This is a genomic window from Thermostichus sp. MS-CIW-36 (assembly GCF_054059035.1).
This window is the reverse complement of sequence record NZ_JBSSBR010000046.1, coordinates 1-17,747: the sequence shown is the minus strand read 5'-3', so window position 1 is coordinate 17,747 and position 17,747 is coordinate 1. Positions and strand designations below refer to the sequence as shown.

The following is a 17,747-nucleotide window of genomic DNA, read 5'->3' as shown; positions in this document are numbered from 1 at the left end:
GCGTCGCGTAGTGACAACGGAAACGGACAGAATGCTATCGCTTCACCGCTGAGCAGTAATGCTCAGCAGTGTTCAGCGTAAATGTATCAGAACCAGAGCCAAGATAGCGTGGATCCCTGGAAAAACCGAATCACCGCCCGGTAAACCTGCCAGAGATAGAAAGAAGGGATCCCGGCTGGGAGAAAGTTGCTCAGGTTACCAGCAGCACCTAACCTGCCTCCATCTGGACGGTCAAGGCAAGTGCAATTGTCGGCTAATCCGCACCATCGGCCCCAGTCCCAGTCCCGTTGGGTTCAAAGCCTGCATCTCAAACAGGGCCAGAATGTGGCGCACTTGCAGCTCTGGACGGGCAGAATTCACTCCCATTGCCACCACCAAGCCGCAATAGCCACCCGTATCGCGGCAACGCCGCTCCCAGCGCTTGCGAGCCATGGAGTGGACGGGATCATCTTCGGGAAACTCCCCAAACAGGTGCAGGTCACGATTGCCCGTTTGCACAATTTCCAGGTCGTAGCGATCGCCATCGAAGGGATCCACCCCTGTGTTGAAACAAACGCCCTGGGGCCCGCCTTCCCCACGCAAATTCTCGATGAGCTGCTTTGCTTTTGATCGAGAGGTGCGCACAATCACCACCGGCAGCCCTTCTCCATTTTTCACCAGCTTGCTTTGGGGGAGGGGATGCCATTGCCCCGTGCGCCGCAGCATTTCCACCGTTGTCCACGGCAAGACCCCCAGACCTATCTGCGCCCCTTCCGGCACCAAATCATCCCGCAGCAGGGTTTGGGCAGGTTCTTCCTCCTCCCCTTCCAGCTGCAGCAGCTCTTCAGCCACGTCCGGCAGAGTGCGCACCTGCACCGAAAGGGTTGCTCCCTTCTCTTGGGGGTTGGGAATGCGGTACCGACCTTGATAGGAGCGAAAGTCATCTTCCAGCTTGCGGTGGTACTGCTTGAAGAAGCGATGCAAGGCTTCCAGGGCCACCGATAAGGCCGCTGCCTCGTCCTCCTGCAAAGTCACGCGCAAGCCTTCCAGGGGGTGAATGGTGCCAAAGTTCGGCTCAACTTCCTCAGGATCCAAATCTGCCAAGTCCAGATCTGGCAGTTCGTTAAGTTCAGGATTGCTAGCTTGGAATGTGAGATAGAGACAATCTTGTCTGAGGAAGGCTTCCTCCATCTCTTCGGGAGTATCCGGCTGGCCCGCATCCTGGCGAAACTGTTTAAGAGAGGGCAGCGAGCGATAGAAAAGTACCCCATACTCCATGCCCAACCGCCCCATCACCGAGACATAAAGGGTTTGGATGTCCCAGTGATCTAGGTCGATGGCCAAGATTTGGTGATCCTCTAGGTAATCCCAGGGAGCATCTCGCCAGAGGGTGAGGGCTTTGCCGGCCAGCAACTCAACATAGTGTTCCGGCAGAGGGGGAGGGATCCGTTCGTTGGCCTCTTCAAAGCTCTGCAGGATCTCGTCGATCAGAGGCAATTCCGGCTGGCATTCCACCTTAATGTCCAGCTCGTGCAGGATGCCGCGCAAGAAAAATTGCACCTCTCGATCCCGCACGATGATCTTCTGGGGGCGAGCAGGTGAGGCAGCATGGGGCCGCTCCATAGCCATGATCAAGGTTCGCACCATCGGCTCAAAGCCAGAATCGGCGGGCACCACTTCCATGGCCCGTACCACGCCCTGAACGCCATCCACCCAAAGAATGCACTCCCCTTCCGTTTGGGATCCCATGGGTGGCGATCCTGAGAGCTTGTGGCGATCCCCTTCCCACACCGAGGGCACCTGGGGCAGCTTTTGCAATCGACGAACCGTAGCGGCTGGGAGACCGGACATAGACATCCAAGGAGAATCAGGAGAACAACCCAATCGGCTGAGTAGGTATGCCAAACTGAGCAGGGATCGGCCTTGGCCTCCTGTCAACAAGACCCAGGGATCCCGCTAATGCCAATCTAACCACCAGTGTAGAAGCTGAGTTCGGCTTCAGGGAGAGGAGACAGCAGAGCCAAGTTCCATGGCACCAGAAGCTGATGGTCAGATTCGAACTGACGACCGCTCGATTACAAGTCGAGTGCTCTACCAACTGAGCTACATCAGCAATTTCTGCTCACCGATTCTAGCATTTGTCCCCTGCGAACTGGGGCTCGCAGGGAAGGACGCCCAGCCGACTTCACGAGTCAGCTACTGCCGATCCACTGCTGGGCGAGCAATGGGAGCTAGGTAGATCACCAAAGCCCCTGCCAGAAACCCCAAGACGTTGCGCAACACCGGGATCCAATCCTGCGTGCGTGTGACCACCGGGCCGATACCGAAGGCCCCGAACAGAATGAACCACAGGGGAGAAATGAGCAAGGCCCAACGCCAGTTAAACAGCTCCTCCGCATGGCGGGGCTTGCCGGCAAACCCAAGGACAATCCCCCCCAAAATCGAGGTCACCAGCGTTAGGATCCACTGCTCTTGAGGCAGGCCGGGCACCACACGGCAGCCCCCCTGATGAAAGCAGCGATCCAAAACATCAACGGTCTCTAAGATGGCGCGGTGGGTGCCGTGCTCCCGCACGTAGAATTGATTGCCAAAGCGAGATTGCAGCTCAATCCAAAAGGTACGTGGCAAGATCTCGCGCACAGCATCCCCCACATTAAACGCCAGCAAGTTGCCCCCCCTGGGATCCGCCACCATCAGAACGCTGCGCTCATTCAAGCCCCAGTACTCTTTCACCTGACGACCCGGTGTTTGGTCGAACTGAGTCAGCACCCGCAGCTTCCAGCCGGTGTCTTGCTCTAACTTGTTCAGATGCTGGGCCAGTTGAGCTTCCTGATTGCTGGTCAACTGATCCGCCAAGTCCAAGACCGGCACGGGCGGCTGAGGCAGCTCCATCGGCACCACCGGCAGGGCAGGTTGCGCCCAGGTCAGGGATCCCCCGCCCACCGCAATCAACAGCCCAAGGCAAAAGCCCACCCCAACGCGGAGTATCCGCTGCCACTCGATGCTCATGCCGATCCCTCTCCTAGCTTTGACGCTGAGATACTGAGAAATGATGTTAAGAAATGTTTCAATTTCTTATACATCTATCATGCACCGGAACAAGACGTTTGGCCAGAGGGATCCCGGGGAAGCAGCGGTGGCGAGGGCGATGTTTATATCAAGCTGGGGCTAAAGGTGCCGGCGGGGTCGAAGTGCTGCTTCAGCTTGCGCATCAGACTTGCAGCCGGGCCAAAGTCATGGGCAAGAGCCTTCTTCAGAGCCGGCGGCGCCTCCAGAAGCAGGAGAAATCCGCCCGCAGACTTGAGGTAGCGCTGCAGTTGCATCAGGGATCCCACTTCTGGCTGAACCAGCCAAGCCCGTCCTAGCCCACAGCCTCGGTGCAGTTGCACCTGAGCCCCAGGGAATAGGGTTTGAAACTGCTCCAATGTTGCCAGGCTCTGATTGGGCAGGCACCCGAACTTGGCCAGCACCGCCCCTGAGCCGGGTTGAGGCAGGGGCAGAGAGTCGGGAGTCACTTCCTGCAAAGTCAGCCCTGCAGGGGCCAGCCGCCGCGTTTGGGCCATCTGCTGGGCAATCGCCCGCTCCGAGCCGTGAAAGCTGAGCCAAACTTGGGATCCCTCTGCCCTTAGCCAGAGATCCACCCCCACAGGGTTAACCGGGCCGGTCAGCACCTGCTGACACAGGACCTCCAGCTCCGGCAAAGATCCTATGGCCAGCAAAGCAGACTGAGCTGCCGGCAAGGGGTAAAGCCGCAGGCTCACCTGGGTCAAAATTCCCAAGCTGCCCAGGGATCCAGTGAACAGCTTCATCAGGTCATAGCCGGCAACATTCTTAACAACCCGCCCGCCCGCTTTGGCCACTTCCCCATCCGCCCGCACCCAGGTCATGCCCAGTAGCAAGTCGCGGATCCCGCCGTAACGCCAGCGCAGAGAACCCGTATCGGCAGTGGCGATAATGCCCCCCAGGGTAGCCCGCTCCGGATAGAGGGGATCCACCGGCCACCATTGCCCCCGCTCGGCCAAGATGTGTTGCAGTTCCGCCAAAGTCATGCCAGCTTCCACCGTGACGGTGAGATCAGCAGCCGCATGGTCGATGAGCCGGCGTAAGCCGCGCGTGCTGAGAACCAAATCCACCGGCTCCACAGAGTGGGCCCAGCCCCACTTGCTCCCCTGCCCCAGCGGCAGCACTTTCCGCCCTTGGCACTCCTTTAAGATTCCGGCCAATTCCGAGACCGTTGATGGAGTCTGGATCGGCAAGGGATCCCCTGGATCAGATAGCAAGGTCGCCAGTGAATGGGGAGAAGACATTGGGGAAAGCGAAGCAGAGAGTGACATCCTCCCGACGCTGACCCTACGGGTACAGCGCGGGCTTCCTAACCTCACGGTTAGGCATTCCTGCCCCACGCCACTTATCTAGGTCATAGACCCCCGACAGAACGACTTGGCAGGCTGTTTCCGTTCCCCAGAGTCCCTGGGCTACTAAATTCTCTAGTCCACGATGCAAAACCATTTCTGCTGCTGCATGGTCACGATGAGTTCGATACCCACACTCAGGACAATGATGCTCTCTAATCTTCAACCCCTTACTGACAGTGGCAAAACATTTGGGGCAGGTTTGGCTAGTCCCGTTGGAGTTGACTTTAGCGAAGTACACTCCACGTTTCCAGCACACCCATTCCAACAGAGACAGAAATTGTCCAAAAGCGACATCGACACAATCTTTTCGCAGCATTCCCCGTGTCAAGCCTGTGACATTGAGGTCTTCTGCAAAGATGGTTTGCGCTTGGTCACAAAGCTTATGAGCCGTCTTTAGGTGGAAATCTTTACGACGGTTCTCAATCCGATGGTGCATCCTGGCAACCTTGATTTGTGCCTTCTCCCAGTTTCGTGAGCCCTTTTGTTTTCGTGTCGCTCTGCGTTGCAGCAATTTCAGCTTGCGTTGCATCGACCTAAAAAACTTGGGCCGCTCCTGGAAGCTGCCATCTGAGACCGTCAAAAACCGTTCCAATCCCAGATCAATCCCAATCGCACGACCGTGAACCGGAGCATCGGGAACCGATATGTCCGATTCGATGGTAACGACGACATACCATTGCGTCCCTCTTACCTTGGACAGTACCCTCACCTGCTTGACCTTGAACCCATCTGGGATAGGACGATGCAAGTTGATAGGCACTTTTCCTATCTTTGGTAGCTTGATACTGCTGCCGGAGATGGGATTGTCCTTGAACTGGGGAAACACAAAAGACTTTAATTGGCCTTGTTTCTTGAAACGGGGGAACCCATATCCCCGCTTCTGGAATGCCTCCCAAGTATCATGCAGCCTGCGAATCGTAGTCTGCAAGACCTGAGAATGCACCTTGGCCAAATGCGGGAATTGCTTCTTTGTTTTGGGTAGGTTATTTTGCTGACGATAGCAAGACGGGAATGGCTCATCGGCAGGAATGATGTATTCCTTCTCCAGTGAGCATCTGTCTATGGGACACTTACGGGAAGCAATCCAGTCTTTGAGTTCGCGCAAAGCGTAGTTGTACACGCCTCTGCACGTCTCAAGCCACGACCGCAGCTCGGCCTGCTGCGCGGCGTCTGGATAGATCCGGTAAGTGTAGTTCATGGTCAGCATAGTGGCAGTTTACCACAAGCTATAGCTGCTGGTAAATACTTGTCTTATCCCATCGAGAGAATCGACAAGTGCGGGGAGTCCATGTATCCCGACGCTGATGCTTTGCATACAGCGCGGGACTTATAGCTCCCCGCGCCCCTCCTTTGTTAAAGAGAGAAAACCTGTCCAAACCAGCCCAATTGCGGGGTTATCCCACCCTACCTCAGTCTGCGGGCAACAAGAACCTCTGTTTGGAGAGATGGCCCTCAACCAGAGCCGGCCTTCAGTGCAGTACCGCCCTTACACAGGTCTGCCGAAAATCTCGGAACCAAAGCTCTGTCTCGCCGCTGCTCACCCAGGAAGATCCTGAAGAGATCCATAAGTCTACACAACTTTCTTTCCCCCGCGAACTAGTATTTGATAGCGGTGGGAAGTCCGTGCACAGCGGATCGGGCTCCATAGGCAAAAATTTTGTAAGCCCTGTAAGCAATGTAAACAAAAACAAAAAACGGCAACAGTAGAAAACGTAGTCTGCAAACGCTGTGGGCGGATTGTCTGCTAGGGTAGATGCTCTCTGTATTGGGGAAAAGCAGTCGTGAGTGCGATTAGCAACATCATCTTGGTGGGTATGGGGATCCTCCTGACCCTTGCCAGCCTTTGGTACGGGCAAAACCACCATCTGCTTCCCGAATCTGCTGCCGAATCAGCCCCCTTGTTCGACAGCCTCTTTAACAGCACCATAACCATTGCCACAGGGATCTTTTTGGTGGTACAGGGTGTACTTCTCTACTGTATTGTCCGCTACCGCAAGCGGCGAGGCGACAAAGGCGACGGGGATCCCAGCCACGGCAACGTGCTGTTGGAGATCGTGTGGACGGCGGTGCCGGCGGTGATCATTCTTTGGTTAGGCTTGGCCAGCTTGGATGTTTACCAGGCCATCTACGGGGGTGCTGATGTCGGCGGGCACATCCACGCAGCCATGGCGATGGAGTCTTCCCACGAAGCTGAGGCGGGGGATCCCGGCTACGCTTATACCCCTGTAGTGCTACTCGGGAAGGAAATGGGCCAGCCGGATCTGGTCGTCCAAGTGCAGGGCATGCAATATGCTTGGATGTTCACCTACCCGGATTCCGGCCTGGTGGCCAGCGAGCTGCACCTTCCTCTGAACAAGCGGGTGCGCTTGGATATGACAGCTCTGGATGTGAACCATGCCTTCTGGGTGCCGCAGTTTCGCCTCAAGCAGGATGTCATCCCTGGCCGAGAAACCCACCTGGAGTTTGTGCCTACCCAACTGGGGCAGTACCCCATTGTCTGCGCAGAGCTGTGCGGCCCCTATCATGGGGTGATGGCAGGGCAATTGTTTGTGGATACGCCGGAAGACTTCGAGCGCTGGCAGCAGGAGCAAGTTTTGGCCGCCCGTGGCGAGGGCAGCACCTTGGCCCTCGTTTCAGATTTCTCGCCAGTCCATCCCTCTCCTCGGCCAGGCTCCCCTGAGGCCGAGTCTGCCTTTGCCCATGTCCACCACCAGCGTTTGGGCGTCTCCCCCTCAGATTTGAAGTCTCTCCAGTCCCATTCTGGATCCCTTCCTTCTGCAGGCTAGCCGGGATCCCCAACATCCCTTTGGCCTGCGCTTCTGAGAACACCATTCCGCCGACGCGACACGGGAGCTTTTTGGCAATGACCCAGCTACAAGACAATCCGAGACTTGTTACTGCACCGAAGGTTGAACTGGAACTTCCTGCTGAGCCTTGGTGGCGCTTCTTTACCTTCTCCACCGATCACAAGGTCATCGGGATCCAGTACTTGGTGACCACCTTTTTCTTCTACTTAGTGGGAGGGGCGCTGGCGACGGCAGTAAGGGCAGAGCTGGCTACCCCGGAGGCGGACTTTCTCGGCTTTGAGCGGTACAACGGTGCCTTTACCCTGCACGCCACGATCATGATCTTTTTGTGGATCGTGCCTGCTTTGGTGGGGGGCTTTGGCAACTACCTGGTACCGCTGATGATCGGGGCGCGGGATATGGCCTTCCCCAAGCTGAATGCAGTGGCCTTTTGGCTGGTTCCGCCCACAGGGATCCTGCTTTTGGCCAGCCTGTTCATAGAGGCTCCGGCTGCCGGCTGGACTTCCTACCCCCCCCTCAGCTTGATCAGCGGCAAAGTGGGCGAAGAACTCTGGATCCTGAGCATTTTGCTGGCAGGAACCTCCTCCATCCTGGCGGCGGTTAACTTCATCACCACCATTCTGAAGATGCGCATGCCCGGCATGAAGATGGAAGACATGCCGCTGTTTTGCTGGGCCATGCTGGCAGCCTCTGTTCTCACCCTCATTGCAACACCGGTTCTGGCTGGTGCGTTGATTTTGCTTAGCTTTGACCTGTTGGCGGGTACGGCCTTTTTCAACCCCAGCGGCGGCGGGGATCCGGTGGTCTACCAGCACATGTTCTGGTTCTACTCCCACCCGGCGGTTTACATCATGATCTTGCCGGTCTTTGGCATGATCTCGGAGATTTTGCCGGTGCATGCCCGCAAGCCCATCTTTGCTTACAAAGCCATTGCCTATTCCAGCTTGGCCATCTGCTTTTTGGGGTTGATCGTCTGGGCGCACCACATGTTCACCAGCGGCACCCCTGACTGGATGCGGGTGTTCTTCATGATCGCCACCATGGCCATTGCCGTTCCCACTGGGATCAAGGTGTTTAGCTGGCTGGCCACTTTGTGGGGCGGCAAGATCCACTTCCGGTCGGCCATGCTGTTTGGCATGGGCTTTGTCTCGATGTTTGTGATCGGGGGGTTGAGCGGCATTATTCTCGCCTCGGTGCCCCTGGATATCCACGTCCACGACACCTACTTTGTGGTAGCCCACCTGCACTATGTGTTGTTTGGGGGCAGCGTGTTCGGGATCTATGCCGGTATCTACCATTGGTTCCCCAAGATGACGGGGCGCATGTTGAATGAGTTTTGGGGACGGGTACATTTTGTGCTGACCTTCGTCGGCTTCAACATCTGCTTTCTGCCGATGCACAAGCTGGGCCTGATGGGGATGCCCCGCCGCGTTGCCCAATACGACCCGCAATTTGCCGATCTGAACTGGATCAGCTCGGTGGGCGCCTTTATGCTCGCCCTTTCCACTCTGCCCTTTTTGGTCAACGTCATCTACTCCTGGGTGGCCGGGCCAAAAGCTGGGGATAATCCTTGGCAGGCCCTGACACTGGAGTGGACAACTTCTTCTCCCCCGCCCCATCACAACTTTTATGGGGATCCCATTCTGCTAACTGGCCCCTACGACTACGGCTTGCACAGCAAGGAGACGCTGGACTACTTTGCTGCTCAGTTGCAAACCTTGCGGGAGCTGGCGCTGGCAGAAGCGGAGCCTACTTCTTCTTAGCAGGCCGGATGCCCGGTGGGCGGCTGATCCCCTGCTCACTGGGTATTCCAGTCTTGGCTGGGCTGCTTGTACAGCCTCAAGAAGTCTCAGGAATTCAGGAATTTAGGTGGAAAGGAATATGCAAGGATCCCTTGCCTCTGAAACGCTGATGGTTGGCCACTCAAGGGCCCACACTGCCCATGCTGAGCACCCGGATCATCGCGTCTTTGGCATCTTGATGTTTTTGGTGGCAGAAGGCTGTCTTTTCCTAGGGCTGTTCATGGCCTACCTGGCCTATAGCCTCACCGCCCCGGTGTGGCCGCCGGAGGGAACCCCAGAGCGGGAATTGCTTTTGCCTGGGATCAACACGGTGATTTTGCTCTCCAGCAGCTTCGTCATTCACAAAGCTGGGTCGGCCATCAAGGCCAATGATGTCAAGGGCCTGCGACTGTGGTTTGCCCTCACAGCCCTGATGGGGGCGGTTTTCCTGGCAGGGCAACTCTATGAGTACAGCAACCTGGAGTTTGGCCTCACCACCAATTTGTTTGCCAGCACCTTCTATGTTTTAACGGGGTTTCATGGTCTTCACGTGCTGGCAGGGTTGCTGTTCATTTTGGCGGTGCTCTGGCGCTCCTTTAAACCCGGCCACTACAGCGCTCAACATCATTTTGGCGTCGAAGCTGCTGAGATCTACTGGCACTTTGTGGATGGGGTTTGGATCGTGTTGTTTATCTTGCTCTATTTGCTCTGAGGTTGTCTCGAAGCCATTTTGGCAGCAACCCGTAGAGCCATTTCAGCTCTGCCCCATGGTTACCTCAAGTGGCAGTGGGGCGGCTCGCTGGGCCAATGGTTCCCCTCTCCCCAAGAAGAGCGGCGGCTGAGGTCTGAGAGCGGCTGCGGGAAGATGAGCCTTTCTGGAGAAAGGCCACAATCTGGATCAGCGCCTCTTGAAACACCTCTCGCTCTGGCTGACCTTGCTTGAGCTGGTATTCCAGTTGCAAAAGTTGCTGCATCACCCTTAGCAGAGCTGAGCTTTCCAGGGATCCCACCTCTTTTTGCAGAAAGTAAACCCGATTGGGATTCCCGATTTCTGCTTTCTGGGCGATGACCTTGGGATCCCGTTCTCCCTGATCCAGCAGCAGCCGCACCCATAGCCAGGTGCGAAATTGGCCTACCAGCACCGCCAGAATCCTCAGGGCCGGCTCGTTGTGATCCAGCAGATGGGTCAAGATGCGTAGGGCTTGTTCCAGATTCCCTTTGCGCAGGGATCCCGCCAATTGAAAGCTGTTGTAGGCGCTGGCGGGAACTAACGCCTCGACTTGTTCAGGAGAAATGGGATCCTGTTGACCTGCCGTAAACAGGGCCAGCTTTTCCAATTCCATCGCCAAGCGACGGGAGTCATTGCCCACCGCCTCGGCCAATTTCTGGGCGGCTGCCGGGCTGAGGGCCAGATCCCGTTGTTCAGCTTCCCGCTGCACCTGCTGGAGAATGCCCTCCTCATCCCAAGGGGCCAGTTGGGAAAACTCGCGGACAATGGCCGTTTTTTTGAGGATTTTGGTGGATTTCAGGCGCCCATCCGGTTTGCTGCTGGTGGTCAAGAGCAAATGGGTGGTAGGGGGTAACTGGGCCAAGGTTCGCTCCACTTCTTCCCACAGATCTTCCGGGCAATGTTGGGTGAGTGTTGTCTCTTCCAGCCAAACCAAGCGGGCGTTGGATCCCAGCGGCGGGGTCATGGCTTGGTTGAGCCCGGCAATCGTGGATTCCGGCGGCAGGCGATCGTAGTTAAAAGCTGCCCAGTGGGGATCCAGCACTTGATCCCGCAACTGCTGTACCGCCTGCATCAGGCGATAGGTGTCATCTCCCCAGTACAGGTAAACGGGCACGCTTCGACCGAGTGATTTACGAGATGCTTTTCCCCTACTTCCTCCATTTTGCGTAGGTCAGTTCCCCTTGTCTAAGCGGTTTGGCTGGGATCCCTGCTCAGCTTGGTGGAGGGAGCCAGTCTCGCCCCTAGCTTGACTCAAGTTACTTAAGAATAGGTCAAGCACTCCCCCTCATCTGGGGAGAACAAAGGCATCTTTACACAAACTTCATAATCCAGAAGTCTCCGCAGCCCAAAAAATTCTGTATTCCCACTGAAGAGATTTCGTGGATCTTCTCCTACACTTAATAAATTGGGGGTAAAGAACGCAGGTCTGAAGAGTATGGATGACATTGGCGAGTTTGAGTTTAAGGTGCAAATCTTAGCCCGTTGCATGGGATCCGCCCTGGGTCTGGGCCGTCCCACTCGTGTCCAGATTCACTATTCCAACTCCAATTCCCAGAACGCAGTTAGAGCCAAGGAAGGTTGGTCTGGATCCCGCTTAGGCGATCAAATCCCTTCTCTTAATGCCGAAGGTGAAAGAGGATCTCAAGGTCAAGTGTTAGCCTGTGTTGCCTGAAGAATCTTTTGAGAATCGGTCTGTGGTAGGTCAGGAGATCTTCGATTGCGGCAATCCAACATTTGATTGAAGATTGAGATAGAGCTTTTTGTAGTTTTTCCTGCTGTTCTTCTTTGCTTTTTACAGAGACTTGTTCTTAAGATTGAAAACCCAACTTTGATAACTCTTCGATGCCTTTTGTCTTGTAGAGCCTTGTGAGTCAGCCGGTTCTTTGTTTTTGTTGAGGGGTACTTTGTCCGGCTGGCGCGATAAGAAGTTGCGCTCTTCTTCGTTGTCTCCTTGCCTCTGGGGATATAGACTAAAGCTTTGTCCCGCTGGTGAAACCAGTAGGATGACTTGAGGTGTGGGGATTTGGGCCCAACACGCCCCAGAGGATTATGGAACGAGCAACGCAACGGTGGCACGGTTTTCTGCTGCGCGACTTTCCCATCAAGGCTTGGCAGCAGGGGAGCCTTTTGGGTCGTCTATTGGGATCCCTGCAGAGTTGGGGGAAAAGCAGCGTATTGGTGCAGACTTCCGACCGCATCGGCCTGGGGCTGGTACTGCTTTACTGGGTTTTCTCTGCGCAAAGCTCCACCGGCATCCTGGGCCTGATTTTGCTGGCTATGGCCGCTCTGGTGGGCCTGGGCACTTTGGTGGAAACGCCGATTGGGCTGCCGCTGCATCTGCCCCTGGTCCTTTTCTGGGGAATTGCCACCTTGGCGACGATTCTCTCTCCGGTTCCCTACGCAGCGCGGGATGGCTGGCTGAAGTTGACTCTCTACCTGGCTGGTTATCTGTTGTTGCATCGTCTGCTGCGCAAACCCCAATTCCGAGATGGGATTGTGGGATCCCTGCTTTTGGTCAGCTTGGTGATGGGGGTCTACGGCCTGCGGCAATACTTTTATGGGGCAGCAGAACTGGCCACCTGGGTGGATCCGGAGTCGGGCTTGGCAGGTCTGACGCGGGTGTACAGCTATCTGCGCAATCCAAATCTGTATGGGGGCTACTTGATCCCGGTCATTCCTCTGGGGCTGGCCGCCACTTGGATTTGGCCCAGTTGGGGGGCGAAACTCCTGGCCGGGTTTACGACGGCGGTGAACCTGATTTGCCTGTTGCTCACCTACAGTCGTGGCGCCTGGATTGGGGGGCTGGCCATGCTCACCCTGATGGCCGTGCTGTTGGCACAGTGGCATTCTGTCGATTTGCCAGCCCGCTGGCGGCGTTGGGCCTTGCCGGCCCTGTTGGGCGGAGGGGGGGCTGCTCTGTTGCTCGGGATCCTGACGGTACGCTCCCTGCGGCTGCGGGTGCAGAGCCTTTTTTGGGGGCGGTTGGATACCAGCAACAACTTTCGCCTCAATGTCTGGGCGGCGGTGCTGGAGATGATCCGCGACTTTCCCATCTTGGGGATCGGCCCCGGTAATGTTGCCTTTAACCGCGTCTATCCCCTCTACCAACGAGGCAACTTCAGCGCCCTTGGAGCCTATTCAGTGCCGCTGCAGCTCACCGTAGAGACTGGCTTCATCGGATCTTTAACTTTCGCCTGGTTCCTCTTGGTGCTCTGGGATCACGGCTGGAGATGCTGGAAAACTTTGCTCAACTTGCGGGATCCCCAGGGTCTGTGGGTGGCAGCGGGCTTGGCCGCTTGCACCGGCATGATGGTCCACGGCTTGGTGGATACCATCTGGTATCGTCCACAGGTACAAATGCTGTGGTGGCTTGCGGTAGCGCTCATTACAGCCAGCTTGGCCTCTCTTAGCCCTCAGCCGCCCGTGGATGTTGGTGAGACCCCATCGGAGGCTTCCTCCCGTTAAGGTAGCTTAAGCTTGACCTTCCAGTCTTGACGGGAGCCAACCCAGAGTGGTAAGCATCTTCAGTAGGAGATAAAAAATGTATCCGTTTTTACAATTCACAGGTGTTGGTAGTGTTAGAAATTAGCGGAACTGTTCAGGGTGCAGGAGGCAGATGAAAAAAATCGAGGCCGTGATCCGGCCATTTAAGTTGGATGAGGTCAAAATTGCTTTGGTCAATGCCGGGATTGTCGGCATGACCGTAAGTGAAGTACGGGGTTTTGGCCGGCAAAAGGGACAAACCGAGCGTTACCGGGGATCCGAGTACACGGTAGAGTTCCTACAAAAGCTGAAAGTGGAGATCGTGGTCGAAGATGACCTGGTGGATACGGTGGTGGAGAAGCTGATTGCAGCGGCTCGCACCGGCGAAATTGGGGACGGCAAGATTTTCATCAGCCCCGTCGAAAAAACCATCCGCATCCGAACTGGCGAGCTCAACCAAGATGCCCTATGAGAAGGGATCACGTTCAGGGTTTGGGTTGCCCGGCCTGAGCCTCGTGTGAGTTTGCTTCATGTCTCTTTTGCTGTATATCTGATGAGGTGTTCTTGCCCTACTTTTCGGGTAATGTGTTGCGAGAAGTACTGTCACTTTAGGTGAGTCGAAAAGCATGAGTACGACAATGATCCAAAAGCTCAAGAGCCAGGTGCCCCAGTGGCTTTGGCGACCGGCCAAGTGGAGTCTGACTGCCGCTCTAATGGCTGCGCTGGTTTTTCTATTCGGCCAGGGAACTGCCTTTGCTCAAGAGGCCGAGGAAGTTCAGAAACACGCTGACGTTGTTTGGACGATCGTGTCGGCGGCCTTGGTGTTCTTCATGCAGGCAGGGTTCGCCATGGTGGAGACGGGCTTTACCCGCGCCAAGAATGCCGCCAACATCATGATGAAGAACTTGATGGACTTCTGCATGGGCTGTTGCGCCTTCTGGTTCATCGGGTTTGGCCTCATGTTCGGCAAAAGTGCTGGCTTCTTCGGCACTGACTGGTTTGCTTTTGGCTGGCAGCAGGCTTACGAGGCAGATGGCTGGCCCTTTACTTTCTTTGTCTTCCAGATGGTGTTTGCCGCTACCGCCGCCACCATTGTTTCCGGAGCGATGGCAGAGCGCACTAAGTTCTTGGCCTACTTGATCTACTCCATCGTTATTTCTGGGCTAATCTACCCCATCTCTGGGGGTTGGGCCTGGAACGGGCTGTTCGGCGACTACAACGGCGGCACAGCCGGCTGGCTGGAAAATCTGGGCTACATTGATTTCGCTGGATCGGGGGTGGTGCATTTGGTAGGGGGCGCTGCGGCCTTGGCAGGTGCGATCGCGCTTGGCCCTCGCATTGGCAAGTACGGCCCTAATGGAGAGCCGCGGGCGATCCCTGGCCACAACCTGCCGCTGGGGATGTTGGGGGTGTTTATCCTCGCCTTGGGCTGGATCGGGTTTAATGCCGGTTCCACCACTGCAGCCTCTGTCGATATTGGCTGGATTGCCATGAATACGCTGCTGGCAGCTTCGGCTGGAGCAATTGGGGCGATGTTCACCTCTTGGGTTCATTTTGGCAAGCCGGATATGACCTTTGCCGCCAACGGGGTGCTGGCGGGCTTGGTGGGCATCACTGCCCCTTGCAATACAGTTCATCCGCTGGGGGCCTTGATCATTGGCTCGGTGGCCGGAATCCTCGTGGTGCTCTCCGCGGTGATTTTGGATACGGCGCTGAAAATTGATGACCCAGTGGGCGCGGTTTCCGTGCATGGCACCTGTGGTATCTGGGGGGTGTTGGCAGCAGGGATCCCTTGGTTTGCTCACGCCAATTCAGAGGTTACCTGGGCACAGTTCGGCGTGCAGGTGGTAGGCGCTCTCGCTCTCTTCTTCTGGCCCTTCATCACCTGTCTAATCCTGTTTTTAATCCTCAAGGTAACTGTTGGCTTGCGCGTCAGCGCCGAGGAAGAGATTGCCGGTTTGGATGTGGGCGAGCACGGCAACATAGCCTACCCTGACTTCGTTACTGCTGCCACCGAGGTGGAGGGAGCTTGAGCTGTTGCGCTCGGTTCGACGGGAGGCTGTCGGATCTGAGCGACACGGGACTGAAAATCAAGAGAGGGGGTCAGGTCTGGCCCTCTCTTTTGTGGCTTGTTGATGTATTTGGTGGCATTGGTGTAGGTGGTTACGGGTAGGAGGGGAGAAATAGCTCAAAATCGAGGTGTGGGACTTGGAATCGAGATGAAAAGTCAGATAGGTGAGACTGTTTTCTCTCGTCTTCGGCAGGGGATCCTTTTGGGTTTGAGGACAGGGGGGAAAGTCCTGCTGGGGGTTGGAGCTTTGCTGGGGTTGGGAAGTTTGGTTGCCCCGCCTGCTCTGGCCCAGACGGATCTCACGGCTCTGGAACAGGCTCTCCCACCCGAGGCTTGGGCTGAGCTACAAACCTTACTGAAAACTCAGCAATACCATGCCGACATCGTCTGGACAACGGTGGCCGGGGCGCTGGTGTTTTTCATGCAGGCGGGCTTTGCCATGGTGGAGGCGGGCTTCACGCGGGCTAAAAATGCTACCAACATTGTCCTGAAGAACCTGATGGACTTCTGCTTCGGGGCCTGCGCTTTTTGGTTTTTGGGGTTTGGGCTGATGTTCGGATCCCATGTGGCCGGTTTTTTGGGCACCAACTGGTTTTTTTTCAACTGGCAACAGGGAGCTGAAGCCGGCAGTCAAAACGATGCTTGGCCTTTCACGTTCTTCTGTTTCCAACTGGTGTTTGCCGCCACCGCTGCCACCATTGTCTCCGGGGCAATGGCGGAACGCACCCGCTTTTTGGCTTATTTGATTTACTCTATCGTCATCTCCGGGGCGATCTACCCGATTTCCGGGGGCTGGGCCTGGAATGGCCTGTTTGCCGACTACAACGGTGGTACAGCCGGCTGGCTGGAAAACCTGGGCTACATTGACTTTGCCGGGTCGGGGGTGGTGCACTTGGTGGGTGGGGCTGCAGCTTTTGCGGGAACTTTGGTGTTGGGTCCGCGCTTGGGCAAGTATGGTCCCAATGGGGAGCCGCGGGCTATTCCCGGGCATAGCTTACCCTTGGGCATGTTGGGGGCGTTGATCCTGTGGCTGGGCTGGATTGGCTTTAATGCCGGCTCTACAACGGCAGCGATTCCTGATATTGGCTGGATTGCTTTCAATACCTATTTGGCCGGGGCGGCAGGAGCCATCGGCGCTCTCTGTACTTCCTGGGCCATTTTTACCAAGCCGGACATGACGTTTGCAGCCAATGGGACACTGGCGGGGCTGGTGGGCATTACTGCTCCTTGCAACACTGTTCATCCTTTGGGGGCAATCCTTATCGGCTCGGTGGCCGGGGTGTTGGTGGTGTTGTCGGTGCTGTTTATCGAGGGCACCTTGAAGGTGGATGACCCGGTGGGGGCGGTGTCGGTACATGGGGTGTGCGGCGCTTGGGGGGTCATTGCTGCAGGGATCCCGTGGTTTGCCCATGCGGAAGCGGGGGTGACTTGGGCGGTGTTGCCGGTACAGATTCTGGGGGTTATTGCCCTGGGAGGATGGTCTTTTATCTGTTGTCTGGCTTTGTTTTTGATTTTGAAGGGCACCATCGGTCTGCGCGTCTCGGCAGAAGAAGAGTTGGCCGGCTTGGATATTGGCGAGCACGGCAACATTGCCTACCCTGACTTTGTCACTGCTTCGGGAGAGTTGGAAGGTTGAGTTGAGCAGTACACTGGGATCCGGTTGAATGCGCTTTTGGATCCCATGCACCTTCTGATCCCGGCGGCTGGCAGCGGCAAGCGAATGGGGGCTGCGGTCAACAAGCTGTTGCTGCCGCTCTTGGGTCAGCCAATTTTGGCTTGGACGTTGCAGGCTGCGGATCAGGCCAGCTCCATCGAGTGGATTGGCATTCTCTCCCAACCCGGCGATTGGCCAGCCATCGAGCAGATCCTGGCGGCAATGGATCTGTCCACGCCGGTGCAGCTTTTACAAGGGGGGGCGACGCGGCAGGAGTCGGTTTACAGGGGGGTTGAGTATCTCTATAACCTGGGAACAGTAGAGCGGGTGTTGATCCACGATGGGGCCCGCTGCCTAGCTACCCCTAAGTTGTTCGATCGCTGTAGTGCTGCTTTGCAGCAGGTGGATGGTCTCATCGCGGGGATCCCTGTCAAGGACACGATTAAAGTCGCTGAGGCAGGCCCAAAAGGGATCCAAATTCAGTCAACCCCAGAACGCAGCCGGCTGTGGGCAGCGCAAACGCCGCAGGGGTTTCGCCTGTCGATGCTATGGCAAGCCCATCGGGAGGCTCTGGCCCAGGGTTGGCAGGTAACCGATGATGCAGCCCTATTCGAGAAGCTGGGTTGGCCAGTCTACATCGTCGAAGGGGAGGAATCCAATCTGAAGCTAACCACCCCCCTGGATGTGTTGCTGGCCGCACAAATCCTGCAGCAGCGTCTCGGACCAGCGCGTTACAGCCTTTTAATTTAAAATAGGGTACAGGTATTCAAGAGGAAGGAGAGAAAGGAATGCCGACTCATTCTTTGGATTTGCGGCAAAGAGTTGTA

13 protein-coding genes and 1 tRNA gene are annotated in these 17,747 nt (G+C 56.3%); 8 read left to right on the top strand and 6 right to left on the bottom strand.

Annotated features, from left to right (window positions below):
- Positions 1 to 231 precede the first annotated feature (231 nt).
- The 5 genes from ACVWVQ_RS13600 to ACVWVQ_RS13580 form a co-directional block, all read right to left on the bottom strand.
- Positions 232 to 1,830, bottom strand: a complete 1,599-nt coding sequence (locus ACVWVQ_RS13600; RefSeq protein ID WP_457508990.1) for a DUF6930 domain-containing protein — start codon at positions 1,828 to 1,830, stop codon at positions 232 to 234.
- A 189-nt stretch (positions 1,831 to 2,019) separates the two neighbouring features.
- Positions 2,020 to 2,092, bottom strand: a tRNA-Thr gene (locus tag ACVWVQ_RS13595).
- A gap of 83 nt (positions 2,093 to 2,175) precedes the next feature.
- Complete coding sequence (locus ACVWVQ_RS13590) at positions 2,176 to 2,988, bottom strand: TPM domain-containing protein (RefSeq protein ID WP_457384620.1); 813 nt, start codon at positions 2,986 to 2,988, stop codon at positions 2,176 to 2,178.
- Positions 2,989 to 3,131: 143 nt separating this feature from the next.
- Positions 3,132 to 4,259 carry an FAD-binding oxidoreductase gene (locus tag ACVWVQ_RS13585; RefSeq protein ID WP_457508988.1) on the bottom strand — a complete coding sequence of 376 codons (1,128 nt, stop codon included), beginning with the start codon at positions 4,257 to 4,259 and terminating at the stop codon, positions 3,132 to 3,134.
- 70 nt (positions 4,260 to 4,329) lie between these two features.
- Entirely contained in the window at positions 4,330 to 5,592 is a 1,263-nt protein-coding gene (locus ACVWVQ_RS13580; RefSeq protein WP_457508986.1) for an RNA-guided endonuclease InsQ/TnpB family protein, read from the bottom strand.
- A gap of 583 nt (positions 5,593 to 6,175) precedes the next feature.
- Between ACVWVQ_RS13580 and ACVWVQ_RS13575 the strand changes: the two genes are divergently transcribed.
- The 3 genes from ACVWVQ_RS13575 (at position 6,176) to ACVWVQ_RS13565 (ending at position 9,694) form a co-directional block, all read left to right on the top strand.
- Entirely contained in the window at positions 6,176 to 7,180 is a 1,005-nt protein-coding gene (locus ACVWVQ_RS13575; protein ID WP_457508984.1) for a cytochrome c oxidase subunit II, read from the top strand.
- Positions 7,181 to 7,257: 77 nt separating this feature from the next.
- The gene (gene ctaD, locus ACVWVQ_RS13570; protein WP_457508982.1) at positions 7,258 to 8,964 is read left to right on the top strand and encodes a cytochrome c oxidase subunit I; all 1,707 of its coding nucleotides are present in this window, start codon (positions 7,258 to 7,260) and stop codon (positions 8,962 to 8,964) included.
- 118 nt (positions 8,965 to 9,082) lie between these two features.
- Positions 9,083 to 9,694 (top strand): cytochrome c oxidase subunit 3, encoded by a 612-nt coding sequence (locus ACVWVQ_RS13565; RefSeq protein ID WP_414423961.1) that lies wholly within the window; start codon positions 9,083 to 9,085, stop codon positions 9,692 to 9,694.
- Positions 9,695 to 9,758: 64 nt separating this feature from the next.
- Here the strand turns inward: ACVWVQ_RS13565 and holA are convergent, their stop codons facing one another.
- The gene (gene holA, locus ACVWVQ_RS13560) at positions 9,759 to 10,826 is read right to left on the bottom strand and encodes a DNA polymerase III subunit delta (RefSeq protein ID WP_457508980.1); all 1,068 of its coding nucleotides are present in this window, start codon (positions 10,824 to 10,826) and stop codon (positions 9,759 to 9,761) included.
- Positions 10,827 to 11,761: 935 nt separating this feature from the next.
- Between holA and ACVWVQ_RS13555 the strand changes: the two genes are divergently transcribed.
- From ACVWVQ_RS13555 to ispD, 5 genes are all read left to right on the top strand, one after another.
- Positions 11,762 to 13,177: an IctB family putative bicarbonate transporter gene (locus ACVWVQ_RS13555; RefSeq protein ID WP_457508978.1), complete on the top strand. Its 1,416-nt coding sequence runs from the start codon at positions 11,762 to 11,764 to the stop codon at positions 13,175 to 13,177.
- Between the two features lie 151 nt (positions 13,178 to 13,328).
- Positions 13,329 to 13,667 (top strand): P-II family nitrogen regulator, encoded by a 339-nt coding sequence (locus ACVWVQ_RS13550; protein ID WP_011430352.1) that lies wholly within the window; start codon positions 13,329 to 13,331, stop codon positions 13,665 to 13,667.
- A 154-nt stretch (positions 13,668 to 13,821) separates the two neighbouring features.
- Positions 13,822 to 15,228 (top strand): ammonium transporter, encoded by a 1,407-nt coding sequence (locus tag ACVWVQ_RS13545; protein WP_457473451.1) that lies wholly within the window; start codon positions 13,822 to 13,824, stop codon positions 15,226 to 15,228.
- A gap of 303 nt (positions 15,229 to 15,531) precedes the next feature.
- Positions 15,532 to 16,902 carry an ammonium transporter gene (locus ACVWVQ_RS13540; protein WP_240527655.1) on the top strand — a complete coding sequence of 457 codons (1,371 nt, stop codon included), beginning with the start codon at positions 15,532 to 15,534 and terminating at the stop codon, positions 16,900 to 16,902.
- Positions 16,903 to 16,947: 45 nt separating this feature from the next.
- Positions 16,948 to 17,670: a 2-C-methyl-D-erythritol 4-phosphate cytidylyltransferase gene (ispD, locus tag ACVWVQ_RS13535; RefSeq protein WP_457508976.1), complete on the top strand. Its 723-nt coding sequence runs from the start codon at positions 16,948 to 16,950 to the stop codon at positions 17,668 to 17,670.
- Positions 17,671 to 17,747 lie beyond the last annotated feature (77 nt).